Genomic DNA, 24,700 nt, shown 5'->3' on the forward strand with positions numbered 1-24,700 from the left:
TCGGCGTCCCGCTGACGACCCGATCCGGCGGCGTCGTCCGCAACGGACACCGCTTTATCCCCAGTCGCCCTTCTCCCCGTGTGCCCCGGTATCGAGACGTCGTCCTGTTCTTCACCCTCGCCACGCTGTGGGGCGGCTCCTTCGTGGCCATCGAGGTCGGCCTCAACTACTACCCCCCGATACTGTACGCCGCCTTCCGGTTCGACGTGGCGGCGCTGGTGTTGGTCTCGTACGTCCTCCTGACCGAGTCGGGGCCGCTCCCGCGCACTCGCGGCGACCTGGCCGCGATCTGCTTCAGCGGGGGGCTCTCCGTCGCCGCGAACAACTCGCTGCTGTTCGTCGGCCAGCAGTACACGACAAGCGGTATCGCCTCCATCACCTACAGCCTCGTCCCGATCGCCACCGCGGCGGTCGCGGCCGCCTGGATCGGCGGCTCGGACCTCGACGCGCGAGGGGTCCTCGGCGTGGTGCTGGCGTTCGTCGGCGTCGGGCTCGTCGCCCAGCCGGATCCCGCGAACCTCGCCGGCGGCGTCACGATCGGCGTCGGGCTCATCTCGGTCGGCGTGCTCGCGGTCGCGGTCGGGAGCGTCGGGCTCCGCACCGTGGAGACGAGCTTCTCCAGCATCGCGCTCACGGGGTGGGCGATGCTGTTCGGCGCCCTACTGATCCACGGGCTCAGCGTCGGGCTCGGCGAGACGCAGCAGGCTCCGGTCGCCGACCTCCCGGCGGTCGCCTCGCTGCTGTTCCTCGGAGTGTTGTCGTCGGCGGTCGCGTACACCATCTACTTCACGCTCCTCGACCGGCTGGGCGCCTTCGAGATCAACCTCGTCTCCTACGTCGTCCCGGTCGTCGCGACCGTGGCGGGCGCGGTCCTCCTCTCCGAGCCCGTGACGCCGCTGACGGTCGTCGGCTTCGCCGTCATCGTCGTGGGGTTTGGGCTTCTCAAACGGCACGCGATCGCCGACGAGGTGCCGCGGCTCCTCTCGCGGGTCGGCGGGCTGTTTTGAACCGGGTGTTGAGCTGAACGCTGGAGGGTACCGCTTGCTCAAAAGCCCCAGCCGCGACGGCTCGCGCACTTCGCTGCGGTCCTCAGTCGCTCGCGCACTTCGCTGCGGTCCTCAGTCGCTCGCGCACTTCGCTGCGGTCCTCAGTCGCTCGCGCACTTCGCTGCGGTCCTCAGTCGCTCGCGCACTTCGCTGCGGTCCTCAGTCGCTCGCGGTGCTCGCTCCTTGCGGTCCTTCCGTCGGTGTGCTTCGCCCTCGCGGCTGCCCCTCCGAGTCCCGCCCGCACAGCACCGCACCTCACGCCCCCCCAGCCTCGTCGGTCGTCCTCCGCGTTGCTCCGGACGACCGACTCCCTCGCACCGTCGGTTCGCGGCCCTTCGGGCCACTCACCGGGGCGCGCCGCAGCACCGTTTATTTATAACTGTTCGTCGCCGTCGTTCATCAGCCGTCCAGCGCGGCGATGTCTTCGACAATCTCGGTCGCGTGGTCCTCGGGCGAGACGCCCTCGTACGCGAGGACGACGACGCCCTCGCCGTCGAGCACGTACGTGTTCCGGAACACCCCGTCGAAGCTGTTTCCGAACATCTGCTTCTCGCCGTAGGAGTCGTACGCGCCAGCGACCTCACCGTCCGGATCGGAGAGCAGCGTGAACGGGAGGTCGTGCTTCTCGGCGAACGGCTCCAAGTCCTCGGGCGGGTCGTCGCTGATCCCGACGACGGCGACGTCCGCCCCCTCGAAGGCGTCCCACTCGTCGCGGAAGCCACACGCCTCGGCGGTACAGCCCGGCGTGTCGGCGCGCGGGTAGAAGTAGACCACCGTGTACCGCGCGTCGGCGGGGTCGACGCTGACCGTGTCGCCGTGCTGGTCGGAGAGCGCGATCGGGGGTGCGGAGGCGCCCGGTTCGAGCATATCTCCAGTCGGTTCGGCGGCGTCTTATGGCGTTCGGTCCGGCGAGTTCGACGGGCGTGACGCCCGCCCCGGACTGCCCCCGGTCGTCGTCGCTCCGCAACCTCTTTGCGGTCGCTGACCGAATCGACGGCCATGAGCCACGGATCCCTGGACGACGACGCGGTCGAGAGCTATCGAGAGGCCGGCGCGGTGTTGACGGAGGCGATGAACGAGGCCCGCGAGATGGTCGAGCCGGGGCGGACCCACCTGGAGGTCGCGGAGTGGACGGAGGACTTCGTCCGCGAGCGGGGGGCGGGGCTCGCGTTCCCCGTCAACATCAGCGTCGACCCCGAAGCGTCGCACGCGACCCCCGGCCGCGACGATGACACCGAGTTCGGGGAGGAGATGGTGTGTCTCGACGTCGGCGTCCACGTCGACGGTCACATCGCCGACGCGGCCGTGACGGTCGACCACACGGGCACCCCGGAGCTCGTCGAGGCCGCCGAGATGGCGCTGGAGGCGGCGGTCGACGAGGCCGGCCCGGGCGTCGAGGTCGGCGTCGTCGGTGAGGCGATCGAGGACGTGATCCGCGGGTACGGCTACACGCCCGTCCTGAACCTCTCCGGCCACGGCGTCGAGCGCTACGACGCCCACACCGGCCCGACGATCCCGAATCGGGGGGTCGACCGCTCCGTCGAGCTGGAGCCGGGACAGGCCGTCGCCATCGAGCCGTTCGCCACCGACGGGCGGGGGAAGGTCGGCGAGGGGACCGTCGAGGAGATCTTCGAGCGGGAGGGATCGGGGAGCGTCCGCGACCGACGCGCGCGGCAGGCCTTAGAGGAGATCGAGGCGTTCGACGACCTCCCGTTCGCGGCGCGGTGGCTGGAGGGCGACCGCGTCGAGATGGCGCTGCGCCGGCTGAAGCAGGCGAACGCGGTGAAGGGGTACCCCGTCCTAAAAGAGGACGACGGCGCCCTCGTGAGCCAGGCGGAGCACACTCTCCTGATCACGGGGGACGGGGTCGAGGTGACGACCGCGGGGATCCACGGGTTCGACGACTGATGGACCGGATCTACGCCCCGTGGCGGATCGAGTGGGTCGAGCGCAACTCCGACCCGATCGACGGTTGCCCGTTCTGCGTCCTGCCCAAGCGGGAGGACGACCGCGAGTCGCGGATCGTCGCGAGGAGCGAGCGCAACTACGTCCTGCTGAACAACGCCCCGTACAACCCGGGCCACGCGATGGTGATCCCGCGCGAGCATCACGAGGACCCGACGGACCTCGACGACGGGGCCCTGCTCGACCACGCGCGGCTGAAGGCGGCGACGCTGACCGCGATGCGCCGCGACGTCGACCCCGACGGGGTCAACACGGGGCAGAACCTCGGCGCCTCGGCGGCCGGCGGCTCGGTCGACCACCTCCACACGCACGTCGTTCCGCGGTGGGAGGGCGACACGAACTTCATGCCCGTCACGGGCGAGACGAAGGTGATCGTGGAGGCGATCGACCGCACCTACGGGCACCTCCACGCCGGCTTTGCCGCCGGTGACGACGTGGTCGATCCGGGCGACGCCGAGAGCGGCGAGGCGGTCGAACTCGACTTCGACGTCTGAGGCGACGGCGGTGTCGATCGCTTATAAACAAGCGGTGCGGTGGCGCGCGCCTCCGAGTGGCCGACAGGCCACGAGGAGCGCGTGCGAGGGAGTCGGCCGACCGGAGCGAAGCGACGGGAGGCCGACGAGGCTGGGGAGGCGTGAGGCGCTATGTGGTTGCGGTCGGGTGGGGTTCAAAGGGGCAGCCGCGAGGACGAAGACGGGCGACGTAAGGACCGCAAGGAGGGAGCGCAAGCGACCGACTGAGGACCGCAACGAGCCCATCGAATCCTCGCGGCTGGGGCTTTGGAGGTGCTCACCGCGCCGTCGACGACGTATAAACAGCCGGTAGCAACAACGCAATTCGACTTATAAATATCCACACTACCACAGTGATTCACATACTCTAAGTACGAGTCAGTATACCAGTTCCCCGGAGATGAACTTCCGGGTGCGCTCGTCAGACGGGTCCTCGAAGATCCGCTCCGTCGGGCCGACCTCGGTGATCCCGTTGTCGAGCAGGACCGCGACGCGGTCCGCGACGCGCTCCGCCTGATGCATGTCGTGCGTGGCCACGACGACGCCGATCCCGCGGTCCCGGGCCTTCGCCGTCGCCTCCTCGATGACCGCGGTGTTCCTTGGGTCGAGGTCCGAGGTGGGCTCGTCCAAGAGCAGGACGTCGGGGTCGTACGCCAGCGCGCGGGCGAACGACACCCGCTGGGCCTCGCCGCCCGAGAGCGACGCCGCCGGCTGATCCGCCATCTCCGACAGTCCGACCACGTCGAGCGCGTCGCGGACGGCGTCGGCTGGCTCGCGGCTCCCGACCAGCCCGCGGAGCTGGGCCCGCAGCCTGTCGGTCCACGACCGGCGGATCCGGAGCCCGTACTCAACGTTCCGCGCGACGGTGGCGCCGAAGAGACTCGCCTCCTGGAACACCATCCCGACCCGCCGTCGGAGGGCGAGCCGCTCGGCCTTCTCGACGGCCCAGGCGTCCGTGCCGTCGAGCGCGACGGCCCCCTCGTCGGGTTCGAGCGAGAGCGCGAGCGTTCGGAGCAGGGTCGACTTGCCGACGCCGGAGGGGCCGATCACCGCGACGGTCTCGCCCGACCGGACCTCGAGGGAGAGGTCGCGGAACACCCGCTCGTCGCCGTACGAGTGCGAGACGCCACTAACCCGGAGCATCAGCGGTGCACCCCCTGGTCGCCGAGCCGGATCACGACGGCGTTGACGGTCAACACGAGCGCGACGAGGACGGCGCCGAGGATCATCGCGGTCTCGTACTGCCCCTGCCTAGCCTCGAGCTGGATCGCGGTCGTCAGCGTCCGAGTCTTCGAGATCCCGTCCGCGCCCGTGATGTTGCCGCCGACGATGAGCACGGAGCCGACCTCGCTGACGGCGCGGCCGAAGCCCGCCAGGATCGCGGTCGCGATACCGTACCGCGCCTCCTTGAGGACGACCAGGGCCACGTCGAGGCGGGTCCCGCCGAGCACGCGGGCGGCGTCGCGGACGGTCTCGTCGACGCCGGTTATCGCCGCGAGGCTGATCGCCGTGATCGGCGGCGTCGCGAGCACGAACTGCGACGCGATCATCGCCTCCCTCGTGAAGACGAGGTTCAGCGCCCCGAGCGGCCCCTGGTTCGAGACGGCGAACAGCACGAGGAGGCCGACGACGACGCTCGGGAACCCCATCCCGGTGTTGATCACCGACTTCGCGAACTGCTTACCGGGGAAGTCGGAGAGCCCCATCGCGACGGCCAGCGGAACGGAGAACAACGTGCTCAGCGCCACCGCCGTGAGGCTCACGTACAGGGAGACGTAGATGATACTCCAGACGTAGCCGTCCCTGAACGGGAGATCGAGGAGCCCCGAGAGCAGCGGGACGACCGGTTCGAGCGGCACGCTCATTCGTCGGACGAGTCGGCACTCCACCCGTCCGGAACGTACTGCTGGAAGTCGGGGTCCTCGGAGACCGCCTCGGGGAAGAAGAGCTGCTTACCGTTTACCTGGTAGTCGGCGATCGCGTCCTGGGCCCCGGGGCTCGTGATCCAGCCGACGTACGCCATCGCGAGGTCGTAGTTGACGGCGTCGTGAACCGCGGGGTTGACGGCCATGATCCCGTAGGGGTTCGCGAGGGTCTCCGGACCGCCCTCGATGGGGCCCTGGACGAGGACCACGAGGTCGAGCTCGGAGCGCTGCGAGAGGAACGTCCCGCGGTCCGCGAGGGTGTAGGCGCCCTGCTCGTTGGCGATGTTGAGCACCTCGCCCATCCCCTGACCGGTCTCGCGGTACCAGCCGCCGCCGGGGTCGGCCCCCGCGGCCTCCCAGAGGGCCAGCTCCTTGGTGTGGGTCCCGGAGCGGTCCCCCCGCGAGACGAACGGGGCCTCCTCGTCGGCGACGGCGGTCAGCGCCTCGGTGGCCGACGAGAGCCCTTCGATCCCCGCCGGGTCGCTCTCGGGCCCGACGATCACGAAGTCGTTGAACATCAGGTCCCGGCGGTTGACCCCGTACCCGTCGCGCAGGAACTCGTCTTCGAGGTCGCGGGCGTGGACCATCACCACATCGCTGTCGCCGTTGCGGGCCGTTTCGAGGGCCGCGCCCGTTCCCTTGGGAACAGCGTCGACCGTCACGCCGTACAGCTCCTCGAAGTCGAGGTGGATCGCGTCGAGCAGCCCCGTGTCGTAGGTGCTCGTCGTCGTCGTGAGCGTGAGCGTCTCGCCGGCCACGCCAGCGCCGTCGTCCGGCTGCCCGGAGCTCCCGCCGATCGCGGAGCACCCGGCGGTACCGACGACCCCGCCGGTCCCGAGCGCCGCGACGAACCGGCGTCGATGTATCGACATAGACACACCGAAGGACCGATAATAAAAATAGCTTCTGCACACGGATAACCGCGATCGGTTACGGTCCGCCCGCGAGGGGGAGCCCGGATCCACGCTCGCCGCGCCGACCGTGTCCGATCGCGTCCCGAACACGGTCCGGGCCGGAGCCCGAACCGATCCGCGACCGGTTACGCCGGCGTCGCGGCCGACGACCTCGGCGCGGGAGGGAAAACGCCAACACCGTCCGAGCCGAGGCCTTCGGTATGGGAGAACGCGGAGAGGGGAGCGTCGCGGACGAGGAGGTCGCCGGGGCTGGAGCGGGCCGCGGCCGCGCGGCGCTCATCGAGGGCGACGCCGAGTTCGACGGGCGCGACGCGGCGCTCCTCCGGGCGGTCCACGAGACGGGGTCGGTCGCGGGCGCGGCCGCCGAGCTGGGTCGCTCGCGGGCCCGAGCGCTCTCGCGGATCGAGAGCTTGGAGGACGCGTTCGGCCGGTTAGTCGAGCGCCAGCGGGGGGGCTCCGGCGGCGGCGGCAGCCGACTCGCGGACGCCGGCCGCGGGCTCCTCGACCGCTACGACCGGCTCCAGGCGGTGCTCGCCGCGACCGCGAGCGTCCCCGAGACGGTGCTCGACGGGACGGTCGCGAGCGTCGAGGGCGAGCTGGCCGACGTCGACACCGCGGTCGGCGCGGTGCGGGGGCTCTGCGACGGCGGCGCGGTCGGGGGCGACACCCGCGACGGGGCGAGCGTCGGGGACGCGGTGCAGGTGCGAATCGGGGCCGACGCGGTGACCGTTTATAAAGGGGACGCGGGCGTGGACCCGAACGCGACGAGCGCGCGGAACCGGCTCCGCGGCGAAGTCGTCGAGATCGAGGCGGGCGAGACGGTGTCGACGGTTCGGGTCGCGGTGGGGGAGGCAGTCTTTCGGGCGTTGATCACGGCCGAGAGCGCGTCCCGATTGGCGCTCGCGGCGGGCGACGACGTGTCGATCCGCTGGAAAGCGACGGCCACCCGACTGGTGGCCCACACGACGGACGCCGGGTACTCCGAGGCCCCGGAGGGCTAACTCCGGCGCGGACCGGGGCGGTCACTCGGACCGAGCCGCCTCGCGGGATCGCTTCCAGGCGGGGTAAATCTCGAGCACGGCGATCAGGCTGAGCACGACGCCGAAGGCGATCATCAGCAAATCCGGGTCGATGTCTTTCATACGCCTACAACGGGGCGTAACGGTGTAATCGTTTGCCATGCGCTGGACCGTCGCCGGCGGGTGCGGCGCTCGATCCCCGTCGAGGCGGCCGAGCGGTTACGGCGTTGCGCGGCGAGTCGACGGGCGAAGTGGTATGTACGCGGGGGCCCTACTGTGGCTATCATGTCTGCGACAGGTGAAGAATCCGACGACGGGAACGAACTGCTGTTTGCCGTCGTCATGATCGCGCTCTCGCTGCTCATCTTCCTCGCGATCCGCGAGACGGAGGGCTCGCGTTCCGGGTAGCGTGGCCGGCGCGGTAGGGAGCGTGGCCGGCGGATGCAACCGGCACCGTCGAATGGGTCTCCCGGACTCGACCCCTGCGACGTCGGCGAGCCGAGCGTAACGTGCAGAGTGTCCGATCGGGATGACACAAAGTGATTTACACGTACAGACCGTACCTGTGGTGTGAGCGACTCAACCGAAGATATAGTAAGCGGAACTGCGGATGGAATCGGTGCCGACGGTCTCAGCCCCGCGGTGCTGGCGTCGATCGGCTCCGTCGCCCTCGCGCTGTACTTCTACTACGTGCGCGGCGACAAGCAGCGCGGCCAGTTCATCGGCCTATGGCCAGGTACCATACTCGGCCTCACCACCTACCTCCAATTAGAAGAGGTCAAACAGACGCTCGGCGAAGGCGACGACTGAGATCGGCAACGAGCGGTGGCGCCTTTCTGCCCGAAAACGCCGGGAGCTTCGAGCCCCTGGCGGAGTCAGTCAGTATCGGGAATCCGACTCAGTTACGAGAAATTCGAGGCGAAAGCCTCGCCCTTCACAGTAGTTGCCGAATCAGCTTGTGTCGGCCACCAATCTGGCGTGAACAACGGCCTTCATTTATATGAGTAATAAAGGGATATATAAATGGAATGCGCCGAGTTTGACGATCAGCATCCTCGATATGCGGCGTGTTGAGAGGTTCGGTAACTACTGTCCAGGGCGGGGATGAAGCCGACCAACAGTATTCAACCGCCGTCGATGGCACAGAACACGCTCGTACGCGATCTCGTTGAACGGCTGTACGACGAGGGCGTGGGGATGGTGTACGTTGGCGATCTGACAGGCGTGCTGGAAACACACTGGTCGGTCAGAGTGAACGAGAAGACGCACAGCTTCTGGGCGTTCAAACTAGGTAGCGAGGCGGATTCCCCGCCCCACCGTGGGCGGGGTTGAAGAAGTTCATCCACCGTCTCAGGTGCGTCTGTGAGGAGTACGGTATCTCTCTCGAAACCGAGTCAGAAGCATGGACGAGTCAAACGTGCCCGAAGTGTGGCGACCACGAGGAGACGGTTCGTCACAGGGATACGCTGACGTGTCCATGCGGGTTCGAGGGGCACGCTGATCTCACGGCGTCAGAGACGTTCCTTCGAGAAAACAGCGATTGCGAAGTCAGGCCGATGGCACGGCCCGTCCGATTCGAGTGGGACGACCACGACTGGTCGGGGAAATCACACCCTCATGAAACTCCCAAAGAAGTGCGCACAAACCCGCAAGTTGCCTCCGTGGGTCGGTAGTTGAACCCCCGACGGAGGAATCCTCGCGCTTCAGCGCGGGGAGGATGTCAACGCGGGAAACCAATCGCCCCTCCGAGCATCCTGACCGAGAGAATCAACGAAGACGGTTCTCGTCCGCTGAGCCGCTACTGGAACTGACTTCCGAGCGTTGCCTGTCCGTGAGTTTCCGACTCCGGTTCGATCGAGTCGGACTCGTTGTACGCGGAGTGTGTCACGGAGTATCCGGTTTCCGTCTGTTCCACCCCGCCGATGGTGTAGAGTTGGAGCGGTTTCTCCTGTTTCGTCGTAACCGGAAAGTCGTAGTTTTCGGCGTCGTACTTGAACTCCTTCCCGTCATGTAGCCGCTGCTCGACGAACTCCTCGTGACGTTGGATTCGCTTCGAGACCGTAGCGTGAGCGAGCTCGCTGACCTCGGAGACCTCGGCGTCGAAGACCTCTCTGAACTCCTCTTGCACTTCGTATCCGACGGAGTTCCGACCGGCGATCATCGCCGCCAGGGAGGTCGTTCCGGTTCCCCAGAACGGGTCGAGAACGGTGTCCCCGTACACGCTGTACATGTTGATGAGTCTGTACGGGACTTCCAGTGGATACGCCGCCGAACGGTCTCTGAGTTCCTCGTCGGCGTTCTCTAACCCTTGGAACGTTCCCGTAATGCCCTCCCAAACGTCGGAGAACCACTCGTTTCGCTCCTCCCAGAAGTACGCCGACTTATACCGCACGTCGTTCCCGGACGGGAAGTTCCGGCTCTGTTTCCCGTTCCTGAATATGAGCAGATATTCGTGTTCGAGAGTCGCGTAGGCATTCGGCGGCATCATGCCGCTTCCCATGAACTTCGCCGCCGAGTTAGTGGGCTTCCGCCAGAGAATATCGGGGAGTGGCTCGAACCCCATACCGTCGAAGTACTCGGTTATGTGCGCGTGGTTCTGGTAGACTCTGAAGCTATCGTCCACCTTCCGGGTCGCGTCTCCGATATTGATACACGCGATGCCGCCGTCCACGAGAACCCGATCGATTTCCTCCCACGTCCTGTTGAGTTCCTCGTGCATCAGCTCGAAGGCCCTCCGCCCGTCGCCCTCGTCGAGAGCCGTGTCGATGTCCGAGTTGAGCGAGGAGAAGAGGTCGTCCCACATCTCGATCATCGGGTACGGCGGAGAAGTTACGACGAGTTCGACTCCGTCGTCTTCTATCTCGCCGAGAGTGTTTGAGTTGCCGATAAAAACATCGTGGGCGGTCTCCATACGCACACGCTGTTCGTGCGAGCGTTTGTAGTTACTGGTGCAGTTCAGAACCGGTCGTTCGTATCGCTACCTCCGACGTCCGTCGCATCCGATAACTCGGACGTATCGACCGTCATCGTCTTGTTGGATTTGTTCTCGTCGTAGAAGACAATCGGGACCTCGATGCTCTCTTGGAGGTTGTCCTTGTAGGTTACCGGCTTCACCTGGACGGGCTGGTCCCCGAGGTATCCGTCGATGCCTTCGCTTTCGTCCCGAGCGTCAGCCCGGTGAACTTCCACGTCGTACATCTCGCTCAGTTTCTTCAGGACCGCCTCCTGGATGTCGAACCCCTCGTATGACTTGAACAGAACCAAGTCCCGAAGGTATTGGCGGGTCATCTCCTTGTCTATCTGTTCGAACGCCTCTCGCATTTTCTCGACCATCGGATACGCCATCTCGGTGGCTTCCTCGAGTCGGTCGTCCCCGTCGTACTCCTCCTCGTAGTAGTTCACCCAGTCCTCGAATGTCCCCTCCGGGTGTTCCCGCCGAAACTCCTCTACGATGTCGCTCATCTGTCCGACGACGTGCGGGCGATTGGACTGTGAGAGGTTGATCGCGGGGTTCAGGAGGTAGGTAGTGTACTTCGGAGTGTCGAAGGGGAACTCTTCGACGTCTTCAGCGACCAACCGTTCTCTCTCGTCTTCGGTCAGTTTGAACTCGTCTCCGTCAGTCACGTCCTGCCGTGAATATTGACGGATAAAGAGTTTCGGATTACAGAGACAACTCGTCTATTTTCGATGTCCTCCTCGGCCTGAAAGGGGAGGAACCCCAAGCGTTGAGATATTAGGGTTTACACTCCTCCTGTTCTCTCGGTGTGAACCGCCCGCTCTCACGATCGAACAGGAAGACTCCGGGCCGTGCCAACCAGCCGTTACTCGTATCCCCTGTCGGGGCACTCTGTGTTATTTTCGGCGGATGGTTACGCTCGCGCTGTACGGGCTCTTTCTGGCCACGAAACCGCCCGTCGATTACGCCGGGTAGGCCCACGCCTCCGCGTTCCTCCCCGGACCGGTCGGATATCTGGGACACACGCTTCGTCAGGCGCTCTCGGTCCTGGCTGAATGACGCTCGATGGCGGCAATCTGACCCGTACGCGCCCCGTATTTCGATCACTAATCAGAACCATATCCGCGGACTGTCTCGGCCGATACGAACATAAACTCTGACCGAGAGTCCACAGACTCCCACATAAAAGTCGGACTCCTCGCAAGTAGTTCTATGACGCGTGAACTACCCTACCCTACTTCGCTCACCCCATATGGGGTTCGCTCGTTGAGGGTAGGGTAGTTCACTCGCCGTACACGTCCGCGACCCGCTCCGCCAGCGCCGACGGGTCCGTTCGGCCGGTGATCACGTCCACGGCCGCTCCGTCCTCGAACAGCACGAACGCGGGGGCCGCGTTGACCCCGACCGACTGACAGAACCCCGGCGAGCGCTCGCCGGCGATTCCACCGACCGCTGCGTCGTCCGGGAACGCCGCCAGCACCTCGTCGAGCTCCGCTTTCATCGCCTCGCAGGGGTCACAGAACAGCTTCCAGACGGTGACGACGCACCGCTCGTGCTCGTCGACGAAGGAGTCGTAGCTCTCGTCGTCGAGGTGTTCGACCCCGTCGGGGACCGGCGTCTCCGGTCCCAACTCGGTCGCCATCTGTGCCATCGCGGTCAGTTCGGGGGTCGCGTACGAGCCGTCGACGTTCGACCGGAGCGTCAGGAACGTGGCGAACTCCTCGCGAGAGACATCGAGTTCCGCGACCCGGCTCGCGGCCTCGGCCGCCGAGTCGAGACCGAACACGTCGGCGACGGACTCGTGGAACTCGTCGTCGGGCATCGCGACGTACGTGTCGTAGTACACCTCCCGGTCGGCCTCGAACGCCTCGGTCGTGGCCACCTCGTCCGTTCCCTCGTCGATGCGAACGACGCCCTCGTCGCGGAGGTCGTCGAGTAGCGCCTCGGGGGATAGCGCGTCCGCCATCTCAGACACCGAGGTACTTGTCGCGCGTTTCTTGATCCGCCTGGAGCTCCTCGGCGGGCCCCTCGAAGACGACCTGGCCGCGGTCCAGCACGTAACACCGGTCGGCGATCTTCATCGCGGCCACGGCGTTCTGTTCGACCAACAGTATCGTGGTGCCGGCCTCGCTGATGCGACGGATCGCGTTCTCGACGGCCTCGATGATCTGCGGGGCCAACCCCTCGTACGGCTCGTCGAGCATCAGCAGGTCGGTGCTCTGGTGGAGCGCCCGGGCGATCGCGAGCATCTGCTGCTCGCCGCCCGACAGCGTCCCCGCCTTCTGCGTGCGCCGCTCGTCGAGCCGGGGGAAGTACTCGTAGATGTCCGACGTGGACATCCCGTCGTCGCGGAAGTCGAGATCTCGCCCCAGCGTATTCGCTTTGTTGCGGACGGTGTCCGCGAGGTGGAGGTTCTCGGCGACGGTGAGGTCGGAGAACACGCGCCGTTCCTCCGGGACCAGCGAGATGCCCCTGACGGCGATGTCCTCGGGCGGCTCGTCGGTAATGTCGACCCCGTCGAACCGGATCCGACCGCTTCGGACGTCCGGCGGCGTCGCCCCCGAGATACACCGCAACGTCGACGTCTTCCCCGCACCGTTGCGCCCCAAGAGAGCCGTGATCTCGCCGTCGTCAACGCTCAGCGACAGGTCCTGGATGATGTGGCTCTCGCCGTAGTAACCGTCGATCGCCTCGACGTCGAGCAGCGTCACTCCTCGACACCTCCGAGATACGCTTCCTGGACGGCCGGATCGTTTTGTACTTCCTCCGGCGTCCCCGTGGAGATGACCGATCCGCGGTTGAGAACGACGATACGGTCGGAGATGTCGAAGACGATCTCCATGTCGTGCTCGACGAGGAGGAACGTCAGGTCCAGTTCGTCTTTCACCCGCTTGATGAGCTCGACGGTCGACTGCGTCTCGTCGGGCGACATCCCGGCGGTCGGTTCGTCCATCAGCAGCATGTCCGGTTCCGCGGCGAGCGCGATGCCGAGTTCGAGGCGGCGCTTGTTGCCGTAGTCCAGACTGTCCGCCTGGGTCTCCCGCTCGCCGTACAGCCCGACCGATCTGAGAACGTCGTTCGTCAACTCCTCGACCGCCGGGTAGCTGTTCCGGTGTCGGAAGAAGTTGACCCGGAACGACCCGTGTTCGGCGGCTAACGCGGCGATAGTCGCGTTCTCCTTGACGCTCAGTTCCGGGAAGACCGAGGCCGTCTGGAACGACTTGCTCATGCCCTGTTGGACGACCTCGTGGGGGTCCATTCCGACGATGGACTCCCCTTTGAACGAGACGTCGCCGTAACTCGGTTCCAGCCGTCTGGTGACGAGGTTGATAAGCGTCGATTTCCCCGCCCCGTTGGGACCGATGAGGCTTACGCCCTCGCCCTGTTCGATCTCCATGTCCACCTCGTCGACCGCTGTGAGACCGCCGAACTGCTTCGTGAGTTGTTCAGTTTGTAGAAGCGTCATGACTCGTCACCTCCGGTGACCTTGTCACGCAGATACTCGATACCGCCCCAGATGCCGTCGGGGAAAACGACGACGGCGACGACGAACACGATCCCGAGGATGAGATGCCAGAACGAACCGAGCGTTTCGAACCCGCTGACGATGTTCTCGATGTACAGGTACAGGCCGGCGCCGAACAACGGCCCGAACAGCGACCCGACACCGCCGAGCACGGTCATGATGACGATCGCGCCGGACTCGGTCCAGTACAGCGATCCCAGCGGCACGTAGTTCCCTTCAATAGCGAACAGGCTCCCGGCGATACCGGCGAAGGCGGCCGAGATGATGAACGCCATCAGCTTGTACCGCCAGACGTGCAGGCCGACGAACTCGGCCCGTCGCTCGTTCTCCCGGATCGCACGGAACACGATTCCGTACGGCGAATGCAGGATGCGATTCGCCATCGCGACCGACAGTACGGTAACGACGGCCACAAACACGTACAGCATGTTGTCGACCGCGATCGATAACGGGAACGGGACTCCCCCGTGAAGGTCGATGACGCCCAGTAACGGGGCGATGGTGACCGACGTGAACCCGTTCTCACCGTTCGTGAGGAACGCGAGCGGCGACGCCGCGAGGTAGAACGCCATCTGGCCGAACGTCAGCGTGAGGATGGCGAAGTAGATCCCGCCGCGCCGCAGCGACAGGAAGCCGACGACCCACGCCAGCAACACCGCGAACACCGTGCCGGCAAGCAACACCAGCAACGGTTGGCTGCTGACGCTCGCACTGAAGATACCGGCCGCATAGGCCGCACCCCCCCAGAAGACGGCGTGACCGAACGACAGCAGTCCGGTGTACCCCAGCAGGATGTCGAACCCGACGGCGAAGATGCCCCAGATGAGCATCAGCGTCGCGAGCTGCGTGTAGCCGTTGAGGAGGTTGTTGAAGATGAACGGGAAGACGAGTACGCCGACGATCGTTATCAGTACCGTCGAGCTCTCCCGTTCGCGGAACCTCGACAGTCGAGCTGCGAACCCGTCGCTGACGTCGGCGCCCGATTCGCTCGCCGCCGCCGGTGTCGCGTCGCGTGGCTCGTCGCTCATGCGACGTCCACCTCCGAACCGAGGAGCCCCTGCGGACGCACCAACAGGATGACCGCGGCGAGGGCGTAGATGCCGACCTGGCTCCACGCGGCGTAGCCGGTTTGGATGAGCGCCACCTGCAGCGTGCCGAGCATTAGCCCGGCCACCACCGCGCCCTCGATCTTCCCGACGCCGCCGATAACGACGGTCAGGAAGGCCGGCACCAACTGTTCGGTGCCGATGTTGGGGTTAACGTTCGCGAGCGGCCCGCCGACGACGCCGGCCACGCCGGCGAGCGCGGCACCGATCCCGAAGACGACGAGATAGGGGCGGCTGAGCCGGATCCCCAGCAGCCGGACCATTTCCTCGTCGAGCGTCCCCGCTTGGACGATGAGTCCGAAGTCGGTGTACTCGACCAGCGCGTACACGCCGATCACGAGCACTGCGGTAATCGCGATGACGCCGAGGCGCCATCGCGGGAAGTTCCCGATGATCGGCAGCGAGATCGGCCCGGACGCCCACCCCGGCTGCGGGAACGGTTGGCTGCTCCCGCCGAGCAGCGCTCGGAGCAGCTCCTGAACGATGACCGCGAGCCCGAACGTGACGAGAATCTGGTCGGTGTCGGGTCGGTCGTAGAACGACCGGGCGACGAACCGCTCCATCAGGATGCCGATGATGAACACGATGATCGGCACCAGAACGAGCGCGGCGGTGAACCCGAGGCCGATCCCGTACGCTTCGATCCCCCAGTCCGCGAGCTGTCCGTTCGACAGGGGGACCTGCCCGGTGATGAACAGCCCGAGGTACGCGCCGATGAGGTATAACGCTCCGTGGGCGAAGTTAACGAATTTGAGCGTCCCGAGGATGATCGACAGCCCGACCGCCAGCAGGACGTATATCGCTCCCTGTTGCAGCCCGTTTAACAGGATTGTTAGTATATCTGCAAGCACCGTCACGTGTGAGATTCCTCGTCGAACGTCGTTTTCGACCGGTCAGCGGTCCTGTCCGCGGGACCTCCTGTACCGGGGAGCGCGGCTCCGTGCAGCGTCCTCCCCGAGGCGACCCCGTGCTGTTCAGCCGGCTCGTCGACCATTACTCGTCACCGTACTCTCCGAGTTCGCACTCGGCGGCCGGCCCGGAGTCACAGGCGTATCCGACGTCGTCTCTGGACGTAACCTGGACGAGATCGATGAAGTTCCCGTCGGACTGTTCGCTCTCCGGCAGCCCCCGTGCGACCGGAATCGATCGCTGCGCCTGGTGGTCGCACGCGCGCATCGTCTCCTGACCCAGACCGACGTTGTCGTACTCGTAGTCCTCGAGCTCGCGGATGACCTCGGGCGGGTAGAACGTGCCCGCTCGCTCGGCCGCGGCCGCGTACTGCAGCGTCTGCGCGTAGGCGAGCTGGGCCGGTCCGGAGGGGACGCGGTCGTACTCGTCTTCGAACGCCGTGGTGAAGCTGTTCGAGGCGTCGTTGTCGATCTGTGAGTCCCACGCGATCGTCCCGAACACGCCTTCGATGGATCCGCCGGCCGCCTGTGCCATCGGTCGGTTGTACAGCGGAACGACGATTTCCATGTCCTCGTCGAGGCCGGCGTTGACGGCTTGGGAAACGGAGTTCGCGCCGTCGAGACCGTAGTGGTCGAGCAGGAGCACGTCTGCGCCGCTGTTCGCGGCCTCCGAGAGGTACGAGGAGAAGTCGCTGGTCCCCAGCGGGGTCGGCACGCTGTTGAGTTCCTCCCACCCGACGTCCGAGAGGAACTGGTTCATCGACTCCTGAACGGTCTGGCCCCAGGAGTAGTCCGCGTACAGCTGGTAGAAGGTGTTGTCGGAGCCGTACTCCTCTTCGAGCACCGGCGCGAGCGCCTGTCCCGTCATGTACGCGTTGAACATCTCACGGAACCCGTACCGGACGCAGTCCTTCCCGGTGGTGTCGTTCGAGTGGGTCAGGCAGGCCATGAACATGACGTTCTCCTGCTGACAGAGGCCCTGCACGGCGATGGCCACCGCGCTCGACGAACCGCCGGAGACCATCACGGCGTCGTCGCGGTTTATCATCCGCTGTGCGGACTGCCGGGCGGTGTCGGCGTCGGTCGCCGTGTCGCCGTTCACCGAGTCGACCGTGTAGCCGAGAACGCCGTCGCCGCTGAGGTCCTCGAAGTCCTCTATCCAGCCGCCTCCGTTGTTGAGGTGCTTCTTCGCCAGCTGGTACGCTCGGAGCTCGTCTTGCCCCTCGGACGAGTACGGGCCTGACTGGGGAACGTTGAATCCGAACGTGACCGTGTCGCCTTCGACTGGGAAGTTCCCGAGCGCGGGGTAGCTGTCGCTGTCACCGCCGTCACCGCCGTCACCGCCGCCCCCGCCGCCGTCGCCACCGTCGCCCGAACAACCGGCTAAGCCGGCGATGCCCACTGTGCCCGCGGCACCTGTAGTTTGCAACAACTGTCGTCGACTCACCGAGCTGCCATTGGTTGGCATGCTACACACGGTGGTCTGATCTATCATAATAGTTTGGAATAATGAAACGGAAATTCCACATATGAGGGGACGAAAATAATATCCGATGCTAAACCGTCCGCGGGATGAAAACACGATATACTAAGTTTAAAAGACAGTTACCAATCGTCTTCGCTCAGAAACACCTTGGAGCGGACCAGGGAATCACGTTCGCAGTGACCGGAGGCCGATCAGCGCGGAGCGCTGCGGCGGTTCGGGGGAGAGAGCGATAGCTTCAACACTCCCGAGGTTGTGTTCATTTATATACCCGGCACGACCGTAATCGAAGCAGTCTCGGTGTAACTCACCCGAGACACGGTGAGATGCGCCGGGTTAGCGCGACTCGCCTCCACAGGCGCCGGACTCGCGTGACGTATCGGAGACAATCGAAACCACAGCGGTGGGATGGCAGAGTGGCCCATTGCGCTAATCTTGACAGATTAGCCCCACCCTCCAAGCACCTACCCCCCGCAGATTGCCGATACAAGCTCTCTAAGTGCAACTATCTCAACCCAACGGTATAAAACCACAGGAACACTAATCTGACATTATGTGCGGCTATATTGAAAATGACCCCCACATTTTGAGTTAGAAGTGGGCCGATTTTCCAGCGTCATAGAGCGCGTCATCCGGATTTCATCAGTCTACACTCGTAGAGAATACAGAGATCATTTGAGATACACGACTCTGAAATCCTTGAGCAGTGATATGTTTTGGAGTGCGTGCTGACTATAGAGCGTGAATACAGCAGCAAGTCCGGTGATTGTATTACTCAGTAGCGGATAGACATAGCAATGAATCAGCAGGATCGTGCTGTCACACCTGCTATTTCGACTATTCTTATGGTCGCAATTGTCGTTATTTTAGCTGCGGCAGTCTCTGTGTTTTTTCTCGGTGTGGTAGAAGATGTTAATGAACCTGCGCCGAATGTCGCGGATACAACTGGTGAGTTTGTCATTGACGAGGAGGACGCCGGGGACAATCAGATCGTCCGAATTACACATTTGGGTGGAGATAGCGTTGCTATGGAAGAAATCGAAATTATTGTTCGGGCAGATGCCTCTGGCGACGATGATTTTCCCAAAGAGGCTCGGTTGATTAATTTTCCGAACCCTGATGAAGATGACCCTGATAATATAATAGATTCTGGAGAGAGTAGTGTTGGGTTTGAAAAATGGGCTGCGAGCCGTACGATTGAATTCCGAATAAACACAGGCGACGCTGACTTTCGTGTTGATGATAATAACACTGGCCCAGAAGCCGATACACTCGAAGTAATCATCGTACACACTCCATCGGACGCGATCATCTCGAAAAACACATTCACTCCATAGTGTTAAGAAGGTACCCAGCACACACAAGTTGGATCGGATATTTTCAGTGCTACATACGCGCCCGCTATTCAGCAGGCCGTTTGTATCAGCCGCTGAGGATTTCAACAAATCCAGATACACACACTTTGAGCAGGCCGGATCAATCCGCCGGGAGTCGCTACTTTGCGGGCAAACGAGGAAGGGATTCACAACGCGAAAGAACAGCTCCGACACAAGCAGATTGAGACGACGGAACGTTACGTCAACGCCGGAGTAGAACAGCGAGGGAAGATGGCCGACTCCAAGTGGTGAAATAGAAACTACTGTTCCAAATGAGCTAATCGATCTGTAGTTCCCGAGCGGCATCTGCAGAGATGGTAATTCTCTCACCACTACTCGTGACTCTCCCATCACACACTCCATCAAGGAGTTTCCAGAGATCTTTTATGAACGAAACCGGGCGCTTGACTTGGACTTGTGTGGTCGCTTTCTGTTTATGATCCAGCCCACGATGGCGGAGATAAATCTGCGCAAACGAGCGTCGAACACTCACAGGCACATCCCACACGGCAGGTGGCAGCCGGTCAAGCTTCGTTTTTTGACCGTTTGGCACACCCATCGTAACGAGACAACGTCCAAGTACTGAACCATCGTTTGCTGGAACAACCTCGGTTGATCTACTCTTAGAATCTTCATGACGAGTTACAGTCTCAACACCCACACTCTCGAAGGCTTGTCGTATCTCTTGTATTTCAACTCGCTTTCCGGGTGCTACGGCAGGGACAAAAAATTTCTCTGAAATACTCCCACCTGAGAGAACATGTGCGAGTAGTTCGACAAGAGAGGCGGCAATCTTCCCATTCGGATTAGGTTCGACCCAACTGTGTTGGATCGCCGTGTTGATTCCACGAACTGGATCTGGTACGGAATCGTTAATCCATCCACGAACACGACTACTGGGGAGGTCAAGCGCATTACCAATTCGGACCCGACCAGCGTTCGGATGTTCAGCAGAATATTCGCGAACCCGTCGGTAGTCAAGAACCTTTTCCCATGGGTCTGGATATACTCGGTCACTATAGGTTCGAGCGATTCCCTGTGCTGTCGGTTGCATGTAGAGATTATAGTCGAAACGATGGTTTCAGTATCAGTCGATCACATCGACAGCCGCGTAATCTCGTCTGATGGCGATGAATCAGATGGAACTGGTCGTGGCGCGTCTTCGAAGCGCTGGTGAGTGTGATCTTCAGGATGGACCGTCGCTGTCGGCGGCGCACTGCCGCCGACGCGACAGTGTCGTCACTCACGACCGCTATCTAAATCGGTGGACAGCTACCGGAAGAATCGGCTGTCGAGTGGCTGGTTCGCTGGAATGGACCTACGTACACCAAGCGCTGTCCAAGCGGCCCGCAGCACCATCTCACAGAACTCCGTGAACGGCCACCTCCAGAGGCGGCGCCCCCCGCGGCGGGGCGCCGCCACGTACCGCCAGTGTAGATACCGCCAGCTATTCTGGAGCAGTAGGCTCACCACAAACATCACCAGCCGTAGCCCAGCGTCCTGAGAACTGGTGAATGCGAGGCTCTGCTTGGCTAATCGGTAGCTCGACTCGATGCCGAAGCGCTTGCTGTAGTGTTCTCGGGCATCCCGTGGTGTGTCGATAAACGGCGCGTCAGCGGCGTAGCCGTGACGCGCCACCCCGTGTTCGTCGTATCGTCCCTGTTGGTAGACGCAGTCGATGAACACAGGGAACGTTACCTTGCCGGCGAGATCGTGTTCGATCTCGCGGCTCCAGCCGCTACTGAGTTCGTCTTGGATCGTTTCACCCCACTTGACGATCGGCATCACGTAGGCGTAGTTGTGCGTGGACAACAGCCCAAGACAGGTGCTGTTGTAGAATCCGCGATCGAGATAGACGGCCTTGACGCCGAGGTCAAGGCCGTCGAGGAGTTCGAGAAACTCACCAAGGACGTCGCTGGTGGTGTCGCCAGCGACAAGCTGGCGCACCGCCAGCGTGTACCGCTTGTTGCGTACCCGCGCGTACAGCGTCGCGTACGCGTGAAACGTTGTGGTTCCTCGTTTCGCCTGTGAGAAGTACAGCGCTTCTGTTTCGTCTTCATCGCCGTAGTAGGGGTCGAGGTGGAGGTCTGCACAGACCTCCACCGGTCGATCTGGAAGCGTCTCAAGCGTATCTCGTTGAAGTAGCGTGTCCCCAACCGCCTCAACGGAGTCAAGTTCGAACTGCTCGGTGAGATGTCCTCGAACGGTGTTGGCGTGTGGCGAGTCCTCGGTCGTTTCGCAGACGTGATTGATCGAGGTCCCGCCGGCGCTGGCGCCGGCGAGGACCTCGTACAACGTCTCTGTCGTGACCTTGACGTTCTCGTCGAGATCTATCGCAAGCTCTTCGTTGAGGCTGTTGACGACAAAATTAAGGAGGTGCTCTTCTTCTATCTCGCTGTCTGCTTCGGTAGCTTCCACACCCTTCCCAAGCAGACACTTTCACTCAAACCCGATGTGATCGACTGAGTATACCTGCTCCATTATCCAAATTGATATGCAAGCCATTAAGTACTTATGTGATCCGGGGGTATCTTATGTTAACCAGCGAATGATTGAGATAGTCAATCGGGACTCTCAAATTGGCATGAGCCAGTCAAAGAGTCTTTAGATGATTATCTCAATCGGCTGGGTTGACAATAATGAAACCAACAAATCTATTCAACACTGACGACCGGGCAGTAAGTCCTGTCATCGGAGTGATACTCATGGTTGCAATAACCGTGATACTGGCGGCCGTGATCGGGACATTCGTACTCGGTCTGGGTGACTCGCTTGGAGATAGTCAGCCGACAGCATCGATTGGTATTGAAGCGGGATCTGAAACTGGTGAGGTGGTGATTTCCCATAACGGCGGTGACGCTCTTACAGGGAGTGAGTTGGACGTAGTGGATGGATCCGGAAACAGTCTGAGCGGCAGTCCGCCTGGTGATCTTAGTGTCGGTGGATCAGTTACAGTCAGTAGCGAAAAAGCCACGGAAACCACTGTTCGAGTAATCCACACGCCTTCGGAAACGATCCTCGCAGAGAACACTGTCGATCTATCATAATATCATGAATTCAAACAAATTTATTACTACGAGTGACCGAGCCGTGAGTCCTGTCATCGGAGTGATACTCATGGTTGCAATAACTGTGATATTGGCCGCAGTGATTGGGACATTTGTGCTCGGTTTGGGTGACTCACTTGGAGATAATCAGCCAACTGCACAGCTTAGCGTCGAAAATGCCAGTAGTTCAACTGATCTTGACGTATCACATTCTGGCGGTGATAGTATTGATCAAGCCGATCTCGAAATTGTCGCATATAATGGAGACACTGCTGTTGATCCAAGCAACGTAGATAACGACGCGAGAACCAAGCTTGGTAGTAGTGGTACTATAAGTGTTGGCGATAGCGTTTCTGTGAGCTATTCCGGCACTGGTACTAATAGTGTTACTGTCACCAAAATTAAGATAATCCACACTCCTTCAGATTCAATTATCCTGGACAGAAATGTGGAAATTAACAATTTTCATGGTTGGGACTAAGCAGTAGGATCAGCCAGTCTTACTACCTCTTCTGTTCCTGTTCGATATTTAGGATCGAATTCATACAGATAGAGTATCGGTACAATACTCTTTAACCGGTCCAGCAACCTAATCGATATATCTCTGTTCAGAATCTATCTCAGCGATTGACAATTGACGCCGTCCGTTCCCGTCTAAATAAAACGATCCAGCAAGCATTCGAGCAAGATGGAACCACTCTCGTCGAAGCTCTCCCTGCGATGGGAAAGAGCTACCACGCCGTCAAGTGGGCTGAAAGTACGGGTAGCCCACTGACGATCTTCACTTCTCGACGAGAGTTGTACGGACAGTACGAGAAGTGGTGTGAGGAACAAGGATTAGACTACCTCGTACTACCGGCGTTTCACCATGAGTGCGAAACGATTGGGGAGGATCATCCCATTGAGGGGAGGATTGATGACCTGTATGAATCTGGAATCTCAGGAGCAGAAATCCACCGAGAAGCAAAACGATACTTTGGCAGAGATCTCCCGTGCCAGCTTGACGGACCCTGTCAGTACATGGAGAAACGGGAGTTCGATCCTGAGAACTACGACGTGCTGATCGGCCACTACCTCCAAGCTCACAATAGAGATTATATCGAAGAGCGATACGTCGCCATCGACGAGTTCCCTGGAGACTCCTACTTCTTTGAGCCAACTCACAACGAAGCGACGAGGGCGGTGAGTAACTACCTGCGAGCTGAGGATACCCTTCCGTTTGAGAACTGGAAAGACCTCCATCGCCGGCATGATAACGAGGAACACGAGACTGTCGTCTCTGAATGGAAGGAGGAGATGGGATTCTATTCTCATCGAGATACACGAATCACTCTCCAACGAAGTCCACACTTCCATGCCCATGCTCCGCTTCTAACTCATGCTGCCATCGAGTTCGATCTTTTGGAGAACGAATGGGAATATGCCGAACTCGGTTCCGGTCGAGTAGCAGTCAGAACTCCCGAAGACGAGTGGACAATCCTGATCCCTCCCCCATTCTACGCCGCAGAGAGCGTTGTCGCCCTGGATGGTACTCCAACTATCGCGAAGTGGCGGATGGTCCTTGGAGGTGACTGGATAGAGCATGAAGAGGTCTTAGACTCGGACGAAGAGAAGCGAGAATACCTCGGAGACGTTCTTGGCCTCAAAATCAAGCAGACAGACGCTGGTGCGAAGCCATATCAGAGTGGTTCTCACGTCAATGTTGACTCTGACGGCGCACTCTTAGAGAGTATTCACGAGGAGGAAGGCTCTCGTCCAGCTGTCATCACCTCAAAGCAAGCAAAAGAGCAGTACAAATCAACTGACGTACAACAGCATGTTGAGGTCGCGGAACACTATGGGAACCTCAAAGGGAGTAACAAGTTCGCGGAAACACGGCTTGGAGCGATCATAGGAAGTCCACATCCTCCGGAGGGAGAGGCTGTTATCCGGTGGGGAGCAATCGACGGCGAAGCAATTTCACGGAAGGTGGGTGAAGACGGTCGCGTCACGAAGGGTATGAACTTGGACTTCGGGGGATACGGGAACGCACTCTTCCGAGACGTCGTCGAGAAAGAGGTCCTCCAAGCAATCATGCGCTTTAGCCGAACCCCGAGTGAAGATGAGCATGGAGCGACAGTGTACGCTCACACCTCCCGTCTTCCGTACTGGGTGGAAGCTGACGAACGCTTGGAGGTCAACACATGGTCTAAAGGGATGGTCGAAGTTGTTGGCGCGATCCGTGACTCAGAGAAGTGGCCCGATGGTGAGTGGAAGAACGGCGAGATCGCGGCGGAAACCTCAGTTGGAGATCGACAGGTGGGTGAGCTGATGAAGGAACTGGACGAAGAGGGATACGTCACTCATCGTCGCGGCGGGCGCGGGAACGCGTATCACTGGTCGAACGAACGCCTCGACGAGTTCTCGCGATACGGGCGCGTGGTGTAGGGTTATCGAACTCTGACGTACTAAGATCATACGTGATACCTCAGAAATAGTCGTTCGCGAGTAGAAACGCATTGAGTGGGACTGATACCCCGGCGATTCCATACCCGCCAGGACACTTTATTGGAGATACGCTGCATATTTACCAAATTTACATAATATAAATAAATATTATATTTATCCAGATCGGAACCGAGGACTCGTCTTTGCCTGTTGGTGGCAGGCCGTGAACGTGTGACACGATCCCACACTGTTCATAGATATATCCGTTGACAAATAGGAATCCTTTGAGCGATGTGTTGTGCGTGAAGCTGTACTTGGTAATTAGTATCAACAGCAACGGCGGGACACTTGCACGCGCTTGCCGCAACGCAACAGCAGCGCCCCCGCTCGCCCGTACGCGATAACAGTTATAATTCTACTACGCTCTTGTGTAGCACATTGTTGATTTCAGAGAGTAGCTTTGACAGCGTGTTTGAGCGCTTCTCGTCCG

Annotated in this window: 24 protein-coding genes and 1 pseudogene; 11 read left to right on the forward strand and 14 right to left on the reverse strand. The window is 61.6% G+C overall.

Annotated elements, in window-relative coordinates:
• Positions 1–80: 80 nt before the first annotated feature.
• Entirely contained in the window at positions 81–1,007 is a 927-nt protein-coding gene (locus N5096_RS13275; protein ID WP_267665300.1) for a DMT family transporter, read from the forward strand.
• A gap of 438 nt (positions 1,008–1,445) precedes the next feature.
• On the opposite strand, the gene N5096_RS13280 is transcribed toward N5096_RS13275, so the two are convergent.
• Positions 1,446–1,913, reverse strand: coding sequence for a peroxiredoxin (locus tag N5096_RS13280; protein WP_267665301.1), 468 nt, complete (start codon positions 1,911–1,913; stop codon positions 1,446–1,448).
• Positions 1,914–2,045: 132 nt separating this feature from the next.
• Here N5096_RS13280 and map point away from each other — a divergent pair, with 132 nt between their 5' ends.
• The gene (gene map / locus N5096_RS13285; protein ID WP_267665302.1) at positions 2,046–2,954 is read left to right on the forward strand and encodes a type II methionyl aminopeptidase; all 909 of its coding nucleotides are present in this window, start codon (positions 2,046–2,048) and stop codon (positions 2,952–2,954) included.
• Positions 2,954–3,505: an HIT family protein gene (locus tag N5096_RS13290; RefSeq protein WP_267665303.1), complete on the forward strand. Its 552-nt coding sequence runs from the start codon at positions 2,954–2,956 to the stop codon at positions 3,503–3,505. Before map ends, N5096_RS13290 begins: the two co-directional genes overlap by 1 nt.
• A 396-nt stretch (positions 3,506–3,901) precedes the next feature.
• Here the strand turns inward: N5096_RS13290 and N5096_RS13295 are convergent, their stop codons facing one another.
• The 3 genes from N5096_RS13295 to N5096_RS13305 are packed head-to-tail and all read right to left on the reverse strand — an operon-like array spanning position 3,902 to position 6,320.
• A complete protein-coding gene (locus N5096_RS13295; protein ID WP_267665304.1) occupies positions 3,902–4,666 on the reverse strand; it encodes an amino acid ABC transporter ATP-binding protein in 765 nt (254 codons plus the stop codon).
• Positions 4,666–5,388 carry an ABC transporter permease gene (locus tag N5096_RS13300; protein WP_267665305.1) on the reverse strand — a complete coding sequence of 241 codons (723 nt, stop codon included), beginning with the start codon at positions 5,386–5,388 and terminating at the stop codon, positions 4,666–4,668. The genes N5096_RS13295 and N5096_RS13300 overlap by 1 nt, the downstream gene beginning before the upstream one ends.
• Positions 5,385–6,320 (reverse strand): ABC transporter substrate-binding protein, encoded by a 936-nt coding sequence (locus tag N5096_RS13305; RefSeq protein ID WP_267665306.1) that lies wholly within the window; start codon positions 6,318–6,320, stop codon positions 5,385–5,387. The genes N5096_RS13300 and N5096_RS13305 overlap by 4 nt, the downstream gene beginning before the upstream one ends.
• A 242-nt stretch (positions 6,321–6,562) precedes the next feature.
• On the opposite strand from N5096_RS13305, the gene N5096_RS13310 reads away from it, so the two are divergent.
• The 4 genes and pseudogenes from N5096_RS13310 to N5096_RS13325 form a co-directional block, all read left to right on the forward strand.
• Positions 6,563–7,363 carry a TOBE domain-containing protein gene (locus N5096_RS13310; RefSeq protein WP_267665307.1) on the forward strand — a complete coding sequence of 267 codons (801 nt, stop codon included), beginning with the start codon at positions 6,563–6,565 and terminating at the stop codon, positions 7,361–7,363.
• A gap of 303 nt (positions 7,364–7,666) precedes the next feature.
• Positions 7,667–7,789 (forward strand): hypothetical protein, encoded by a 123-nt coding sequence (locus tag N5096_RS13315; protein ID WP_267665308.1) that lies wholly within the window; start codon positions 7,667–7,669, stop codon positions 7,787–7,789.
• Positions 7,790–7,951: 162 nt separating this feature from the next.
• The gene (locus N5096_RS13320) at positions 7,952–8,191 is read left to right on the forward strand and encodes a hypothetical protein (RefSeq protein WP_267665309.1); all 240 of its coding nucleotides are present in this window, start codon (positions 7,952–7,954) and stop codon (positions 8,189–8,191) included.
• A gap of 330 nt (positions 8,192–8,521) precedes the next feature.
• Positions 8,522–9,054 (forward strand): annotated as a pseudogene (locus N5096_RS13325) (zinc ribbon domain-containing protein); the annotation flags it as partial.
• 125 nt (positions 9,055–9,179) lie between these two features.
• On the opposite strand, the gene N5096_RS13330 reads toward N5096_RS13325, so the two are convergent.
• The 8 genes from N5096_RS13330 to N5096_RS13365 all read right to left on the reverse strand — a co-directional run bounded on the left by N5096_RS13330 (position 9,180) and on the right by N5096_RS13365 (position 17,345).
• A complete protein-coding gene (locus N5096_RS13330; RefSeq protein WP_267665310.1) occupies positions 9,180–10,292 on the reverse strand; it encodes a DNA-methyltransferase in 1,113 nt (370 codons plus the stop codon).
• A 44-nt stretch (positions 10,293–10,336) separates the two neighbouring features.
• Positions 10,337–11,005, reverse strand: a complete 669-nt coding sequence (locus tag N5096_RS13335) for an MjaI family restriction endonuclease (protein ID WP_267665311.1) — start codon at positions 11,003–11,005, stop codon at positions 10,337–10,339.
• A gap of 614 nt (positions 11,006–11,619) precedes the next feature.
• A complete protein-coding gene (locus N5096_RS13340) occupies positions 11,620–12,303 on the reverse strand; it encodes a thioredoxin family protein (protein WP_267665312.1) in 684 nt (227 codons plus the stop codon).
• Between the two features lies 1 nt (position 12,304).
• Positions 12,305–13,048, reverse strand: a complete 744-nt coding sequence (locus N5096_RS13345) for an ABC transporter ATP-binding protein (RefSeq protein ID WP_267665313.1) — start codon at positions 13,046–13,048, stop codon at positions 12,305–12,307.
• Complete coding sequence (locus N5096_RS13350) at positions 13,045–13,803, reverse strand: ABC transporter ATP-binding protein (RefSeq protein WP_267665314.1); 759 nt, start codon at positions 13,801–13,803, stop codon at positions 13,045–13,047. The genes N5096_RS13345 and N5096_RS13350 overlap by 4 nt, the downstream gene beginning before the upstream one ends.
• The gene (locus N5096_RS13355; RefSeq protein ID WP_267665315.1) at positions 13,800–14,891 is read right to left on the reverse strand and encodes a branched-chain amino acid ABC transporter permease; all 1,092 of its coding nucleotides are present in this window, start codon (positions 14,889–14,891) and stop codon (positions 13,800–13,802) included. Before N5096_RS13355 ends, N5096_RS13350 begins: the two co-directional genes overlap by 4 nt.
• A complete protein-coding gene (locus N5096_RS13360; protein ID WP_267665316.1) occupies positions 14,888–15,826 on the reverse strand; it encodes a branched-chain amino acid ABC transporter permease in 939 nt (312 codons plus the stop codon). Before N5096_RS13360 ends, N5096_RS13355 begins: the two co-directional genes overlap by 4 nt.
• Positions 15,827–15,962: 136 nt before the next feature.
• On the reverse strand, positions 15,963–17,345 hold the full coding sequence (locus tag N5096_RS13365; RefSeq protein WP_303654995.1) for a substrate-binding protein: 1,383 nt from the start codon (positions 17,343–17,345) through the stop codon (positions 15,963–15,965).
• Positions 17,346–18,157: 812 nt separating this feature from the next.
• Between N5096_RS13365 and N5096_RS13370 the strand changes: the two genes are divergently transcribed.
• A complete protein-coding gene (locus N5096_RS13370; RefSeq protein WP_267665317.1) occupies positions 18,158–18,697 on the forward strand; it encodes a type IV pilin domain-containing protein in 540 nt (179 codons plus the stop codon).
• Between the two features lie 316 nt (positions 18,698–19,013).
• Here the strand turns inward: N5096_RS13370 and N5096_RS13375 are convergent, their stop codons facing one another.
• Positions 19,014–19,790: a hypothetical protein gene (locus tag N5096_RS13375; protein WP_267665318.1), complete on the reverse strand. Its 777-nt coding sequence runs from the start codon at positions 19,788–19,790 to the stop codon at positions 19,014–19,016.
• Between the two features lie 218 nt (positions 19,791–20,008).
• Entirely contained in the window at positions 20,009–21,154 is a 1,146-nt protein-coding gene (locus tag N5096_RS13380) for an ISH3 family transposase (RefSeq protein WP_122107030.1), read from the reverse strand.
• 221 nt (positions 21,155–21,375) lie between these two features.
• On the opposite strand from N5096_RS13380, the gene N5096_RS13385 reads away from it, so the two are divergent.
• From N5096_RS13385 to N5096_RS13395, 3 genes are all read left to right on the forward strand, one after another.
• Positions 21,376–21,783, forward strand: a complete 408-nt coding sequence (locus tag N5096_RS13385; RefSeq protein WP_267665319.1) for a type IV pilin N-terminal domain-containing protein — start codon at positions 21,376–21,378, stop codon at positions 21,781–21,783.
• Positions 21,784–21,787: 4 nt separating this feature from the next.
• Positions 21,788–22,264 carry a type IV pilin N-terminal domain-containing protein gene (locus N5096_RS13390; protein ID WP_267665320.1) on the forward strand — a complete coding sequence of 159 codons (477 nt, stop codon included), beginning with the start codon at positions 21,788–21,790 and terminating at the stop codon, positions 22,262–22,264.
• Positions 22,265–22,503: 239 nt separating this feature from the next.
• Complete coding sequence (locus N5096_RS13395; protein ID WP_267665321.1) at positions 22,504–24,210, forward strand: hypothetical protein; 1,707 nt, start codon at positions 22,504–22,506, stop codon at positions 24,208–24,210.
• Positions 24,211–24,700 lie beyond the last annotated feature (490 nt).

Source organism: Halorubrum yunnanense (assembly GCF_026586675.1).
Taxonomy (GTDB): Archaea; Halobacteriota; Halobacteria; order Halobacteriales; family Haloferacaceae; genus Halorubrum; species Halorubrum yunnanense.

Excerpts from the sequence above, each read along its gene's own strand:
- N5096_RS13300 (WP_267665305.1), bottom strand. The coding sequence starts at position 5,388 with ATGAGCGTGCCGCTCGAACCGGTCGTCCCGCTGCTCTCGGGGCTCCTC.
- N5096_RS13310 (WP_267665307.1), top strand. The coding sequence starts at position 6,563 with ATGGGAGAACGCGGAGAGGGGAGCGTCGCGGACGAGGAGGTCGCCGGG.
- N5096_RS13295 (WP_267665304.1), bottom strand. The coding sequence starts at position 4,666 with ATGCTCCGGGTTAGTGGCGTCTCGCACTCGTACGGCGACGAGCGGGTG.
- N5096_RS13390 (WP_267665320.1), top strand. The coding sequence starts at position 21,788 with ATGAATTCAAACAAATTTATTACTACGAGTGACCGAGCCGTGAGTCCT.
- N5096_RS13305 (WP_267665306.1), bottom strand. The coding sequence starts at position 6,320 with ATGTCGATACATCGACGCCGGTTCGTCGCGGCGCTCGGGACCGGCGGG.
- N5096_RS13385 (WP_267665319.1), top strand. The coding sequence starts at position 21,376 with ATGAAACCAACAAATCTATTCAACACTGACGACCGGGCAGTAAGTCCT.
- N5096_RS13280 (WP_267665301.1), bottom strand. The coding sequence starts at position 1,913 with ATGCTCGAACCGGGCGCCTCCGCACCCCCGATCGCGCTCTCCGACCAG.
- N5096_RS13370 (WP_267665317.1), top strand. The coding sequence starts at position 18,158 with ATGAATCAGCAGGATCGTGCTGTCACACCTGCTATTTCGACTATTCTT.
- N5096_RS13340 (WP_267665312.1), bottom strand. The coding sequence starts at position 12,303 with ATGGCGGACGCGCTATCCCCCGAGGCGCTACTCGACGACCTCCGCGAC.
- N5096_RS13375 (WP_267665318.1), bottom strand. The coding sequence starts at position 19,790 with ATGCAACCGACAGCACAGGGAATCGCTCGAACCTATAGTGACCGAGTA.
- map (WP_267665302.1), top strand. The coding sequence starts at position 2,046 with ATGAGCCACGGATCCCTGGACGACGACGCGGTCGAGAGCTATCGAGAG.
- N5096_RS13290 (WP_267665303.1), top strand. The coding sequence starts at position 2,954 with ATGGACCGGATCTACGCCCCGTGGCGGATCGAGTGGGTCGAGCGCAAC.
- N5096_RS13330 (WP_267665310.1), bottom strand. The coding sequence starts at position 10,292 with ATGGAGACCGCCCACGATGTTTTTATCGGCAACTCAAACACTCTCGGC.
- N5096_RS13355 (WP_267665315.1), bottom strand. The coding sequence starts at position 14,891 with ATGAGCGACGAGCCACGCGACGCGACACCGGCGGCGGCGAGCGAATCG.
- N5096_RS13365 (WP_303654995.1), bottom strand. The coding sequence starts at position 17,345 with ATGCCAACCAATGGCAGCTCGGTGAGTCGACGACAGTTGTTGCAAACT.
- N5096_RS13395 (WP_267665321.1), top strand. The coding sequence starts at position 22,504 with ATGGGAAAGAGCTACCACGCCGTCAAGTGGGCTGAAAGTACGGGTAGC.
- N5096_RS13350 (WP_267665314.1), bottom strand. The coding sequence starts at position 13,803 with ATGACGCTTCTACAAACTGAACAACTCACGAAGCAGTTCGGCGGTCTC.
- N5096_RS13315 (WP_267665308.1), top strand. The coding sequence starts at position 7,667 with ATGTCTGCGACAGGTGAAGAATCCGACGACGGGAACGAACTGCTGTTT.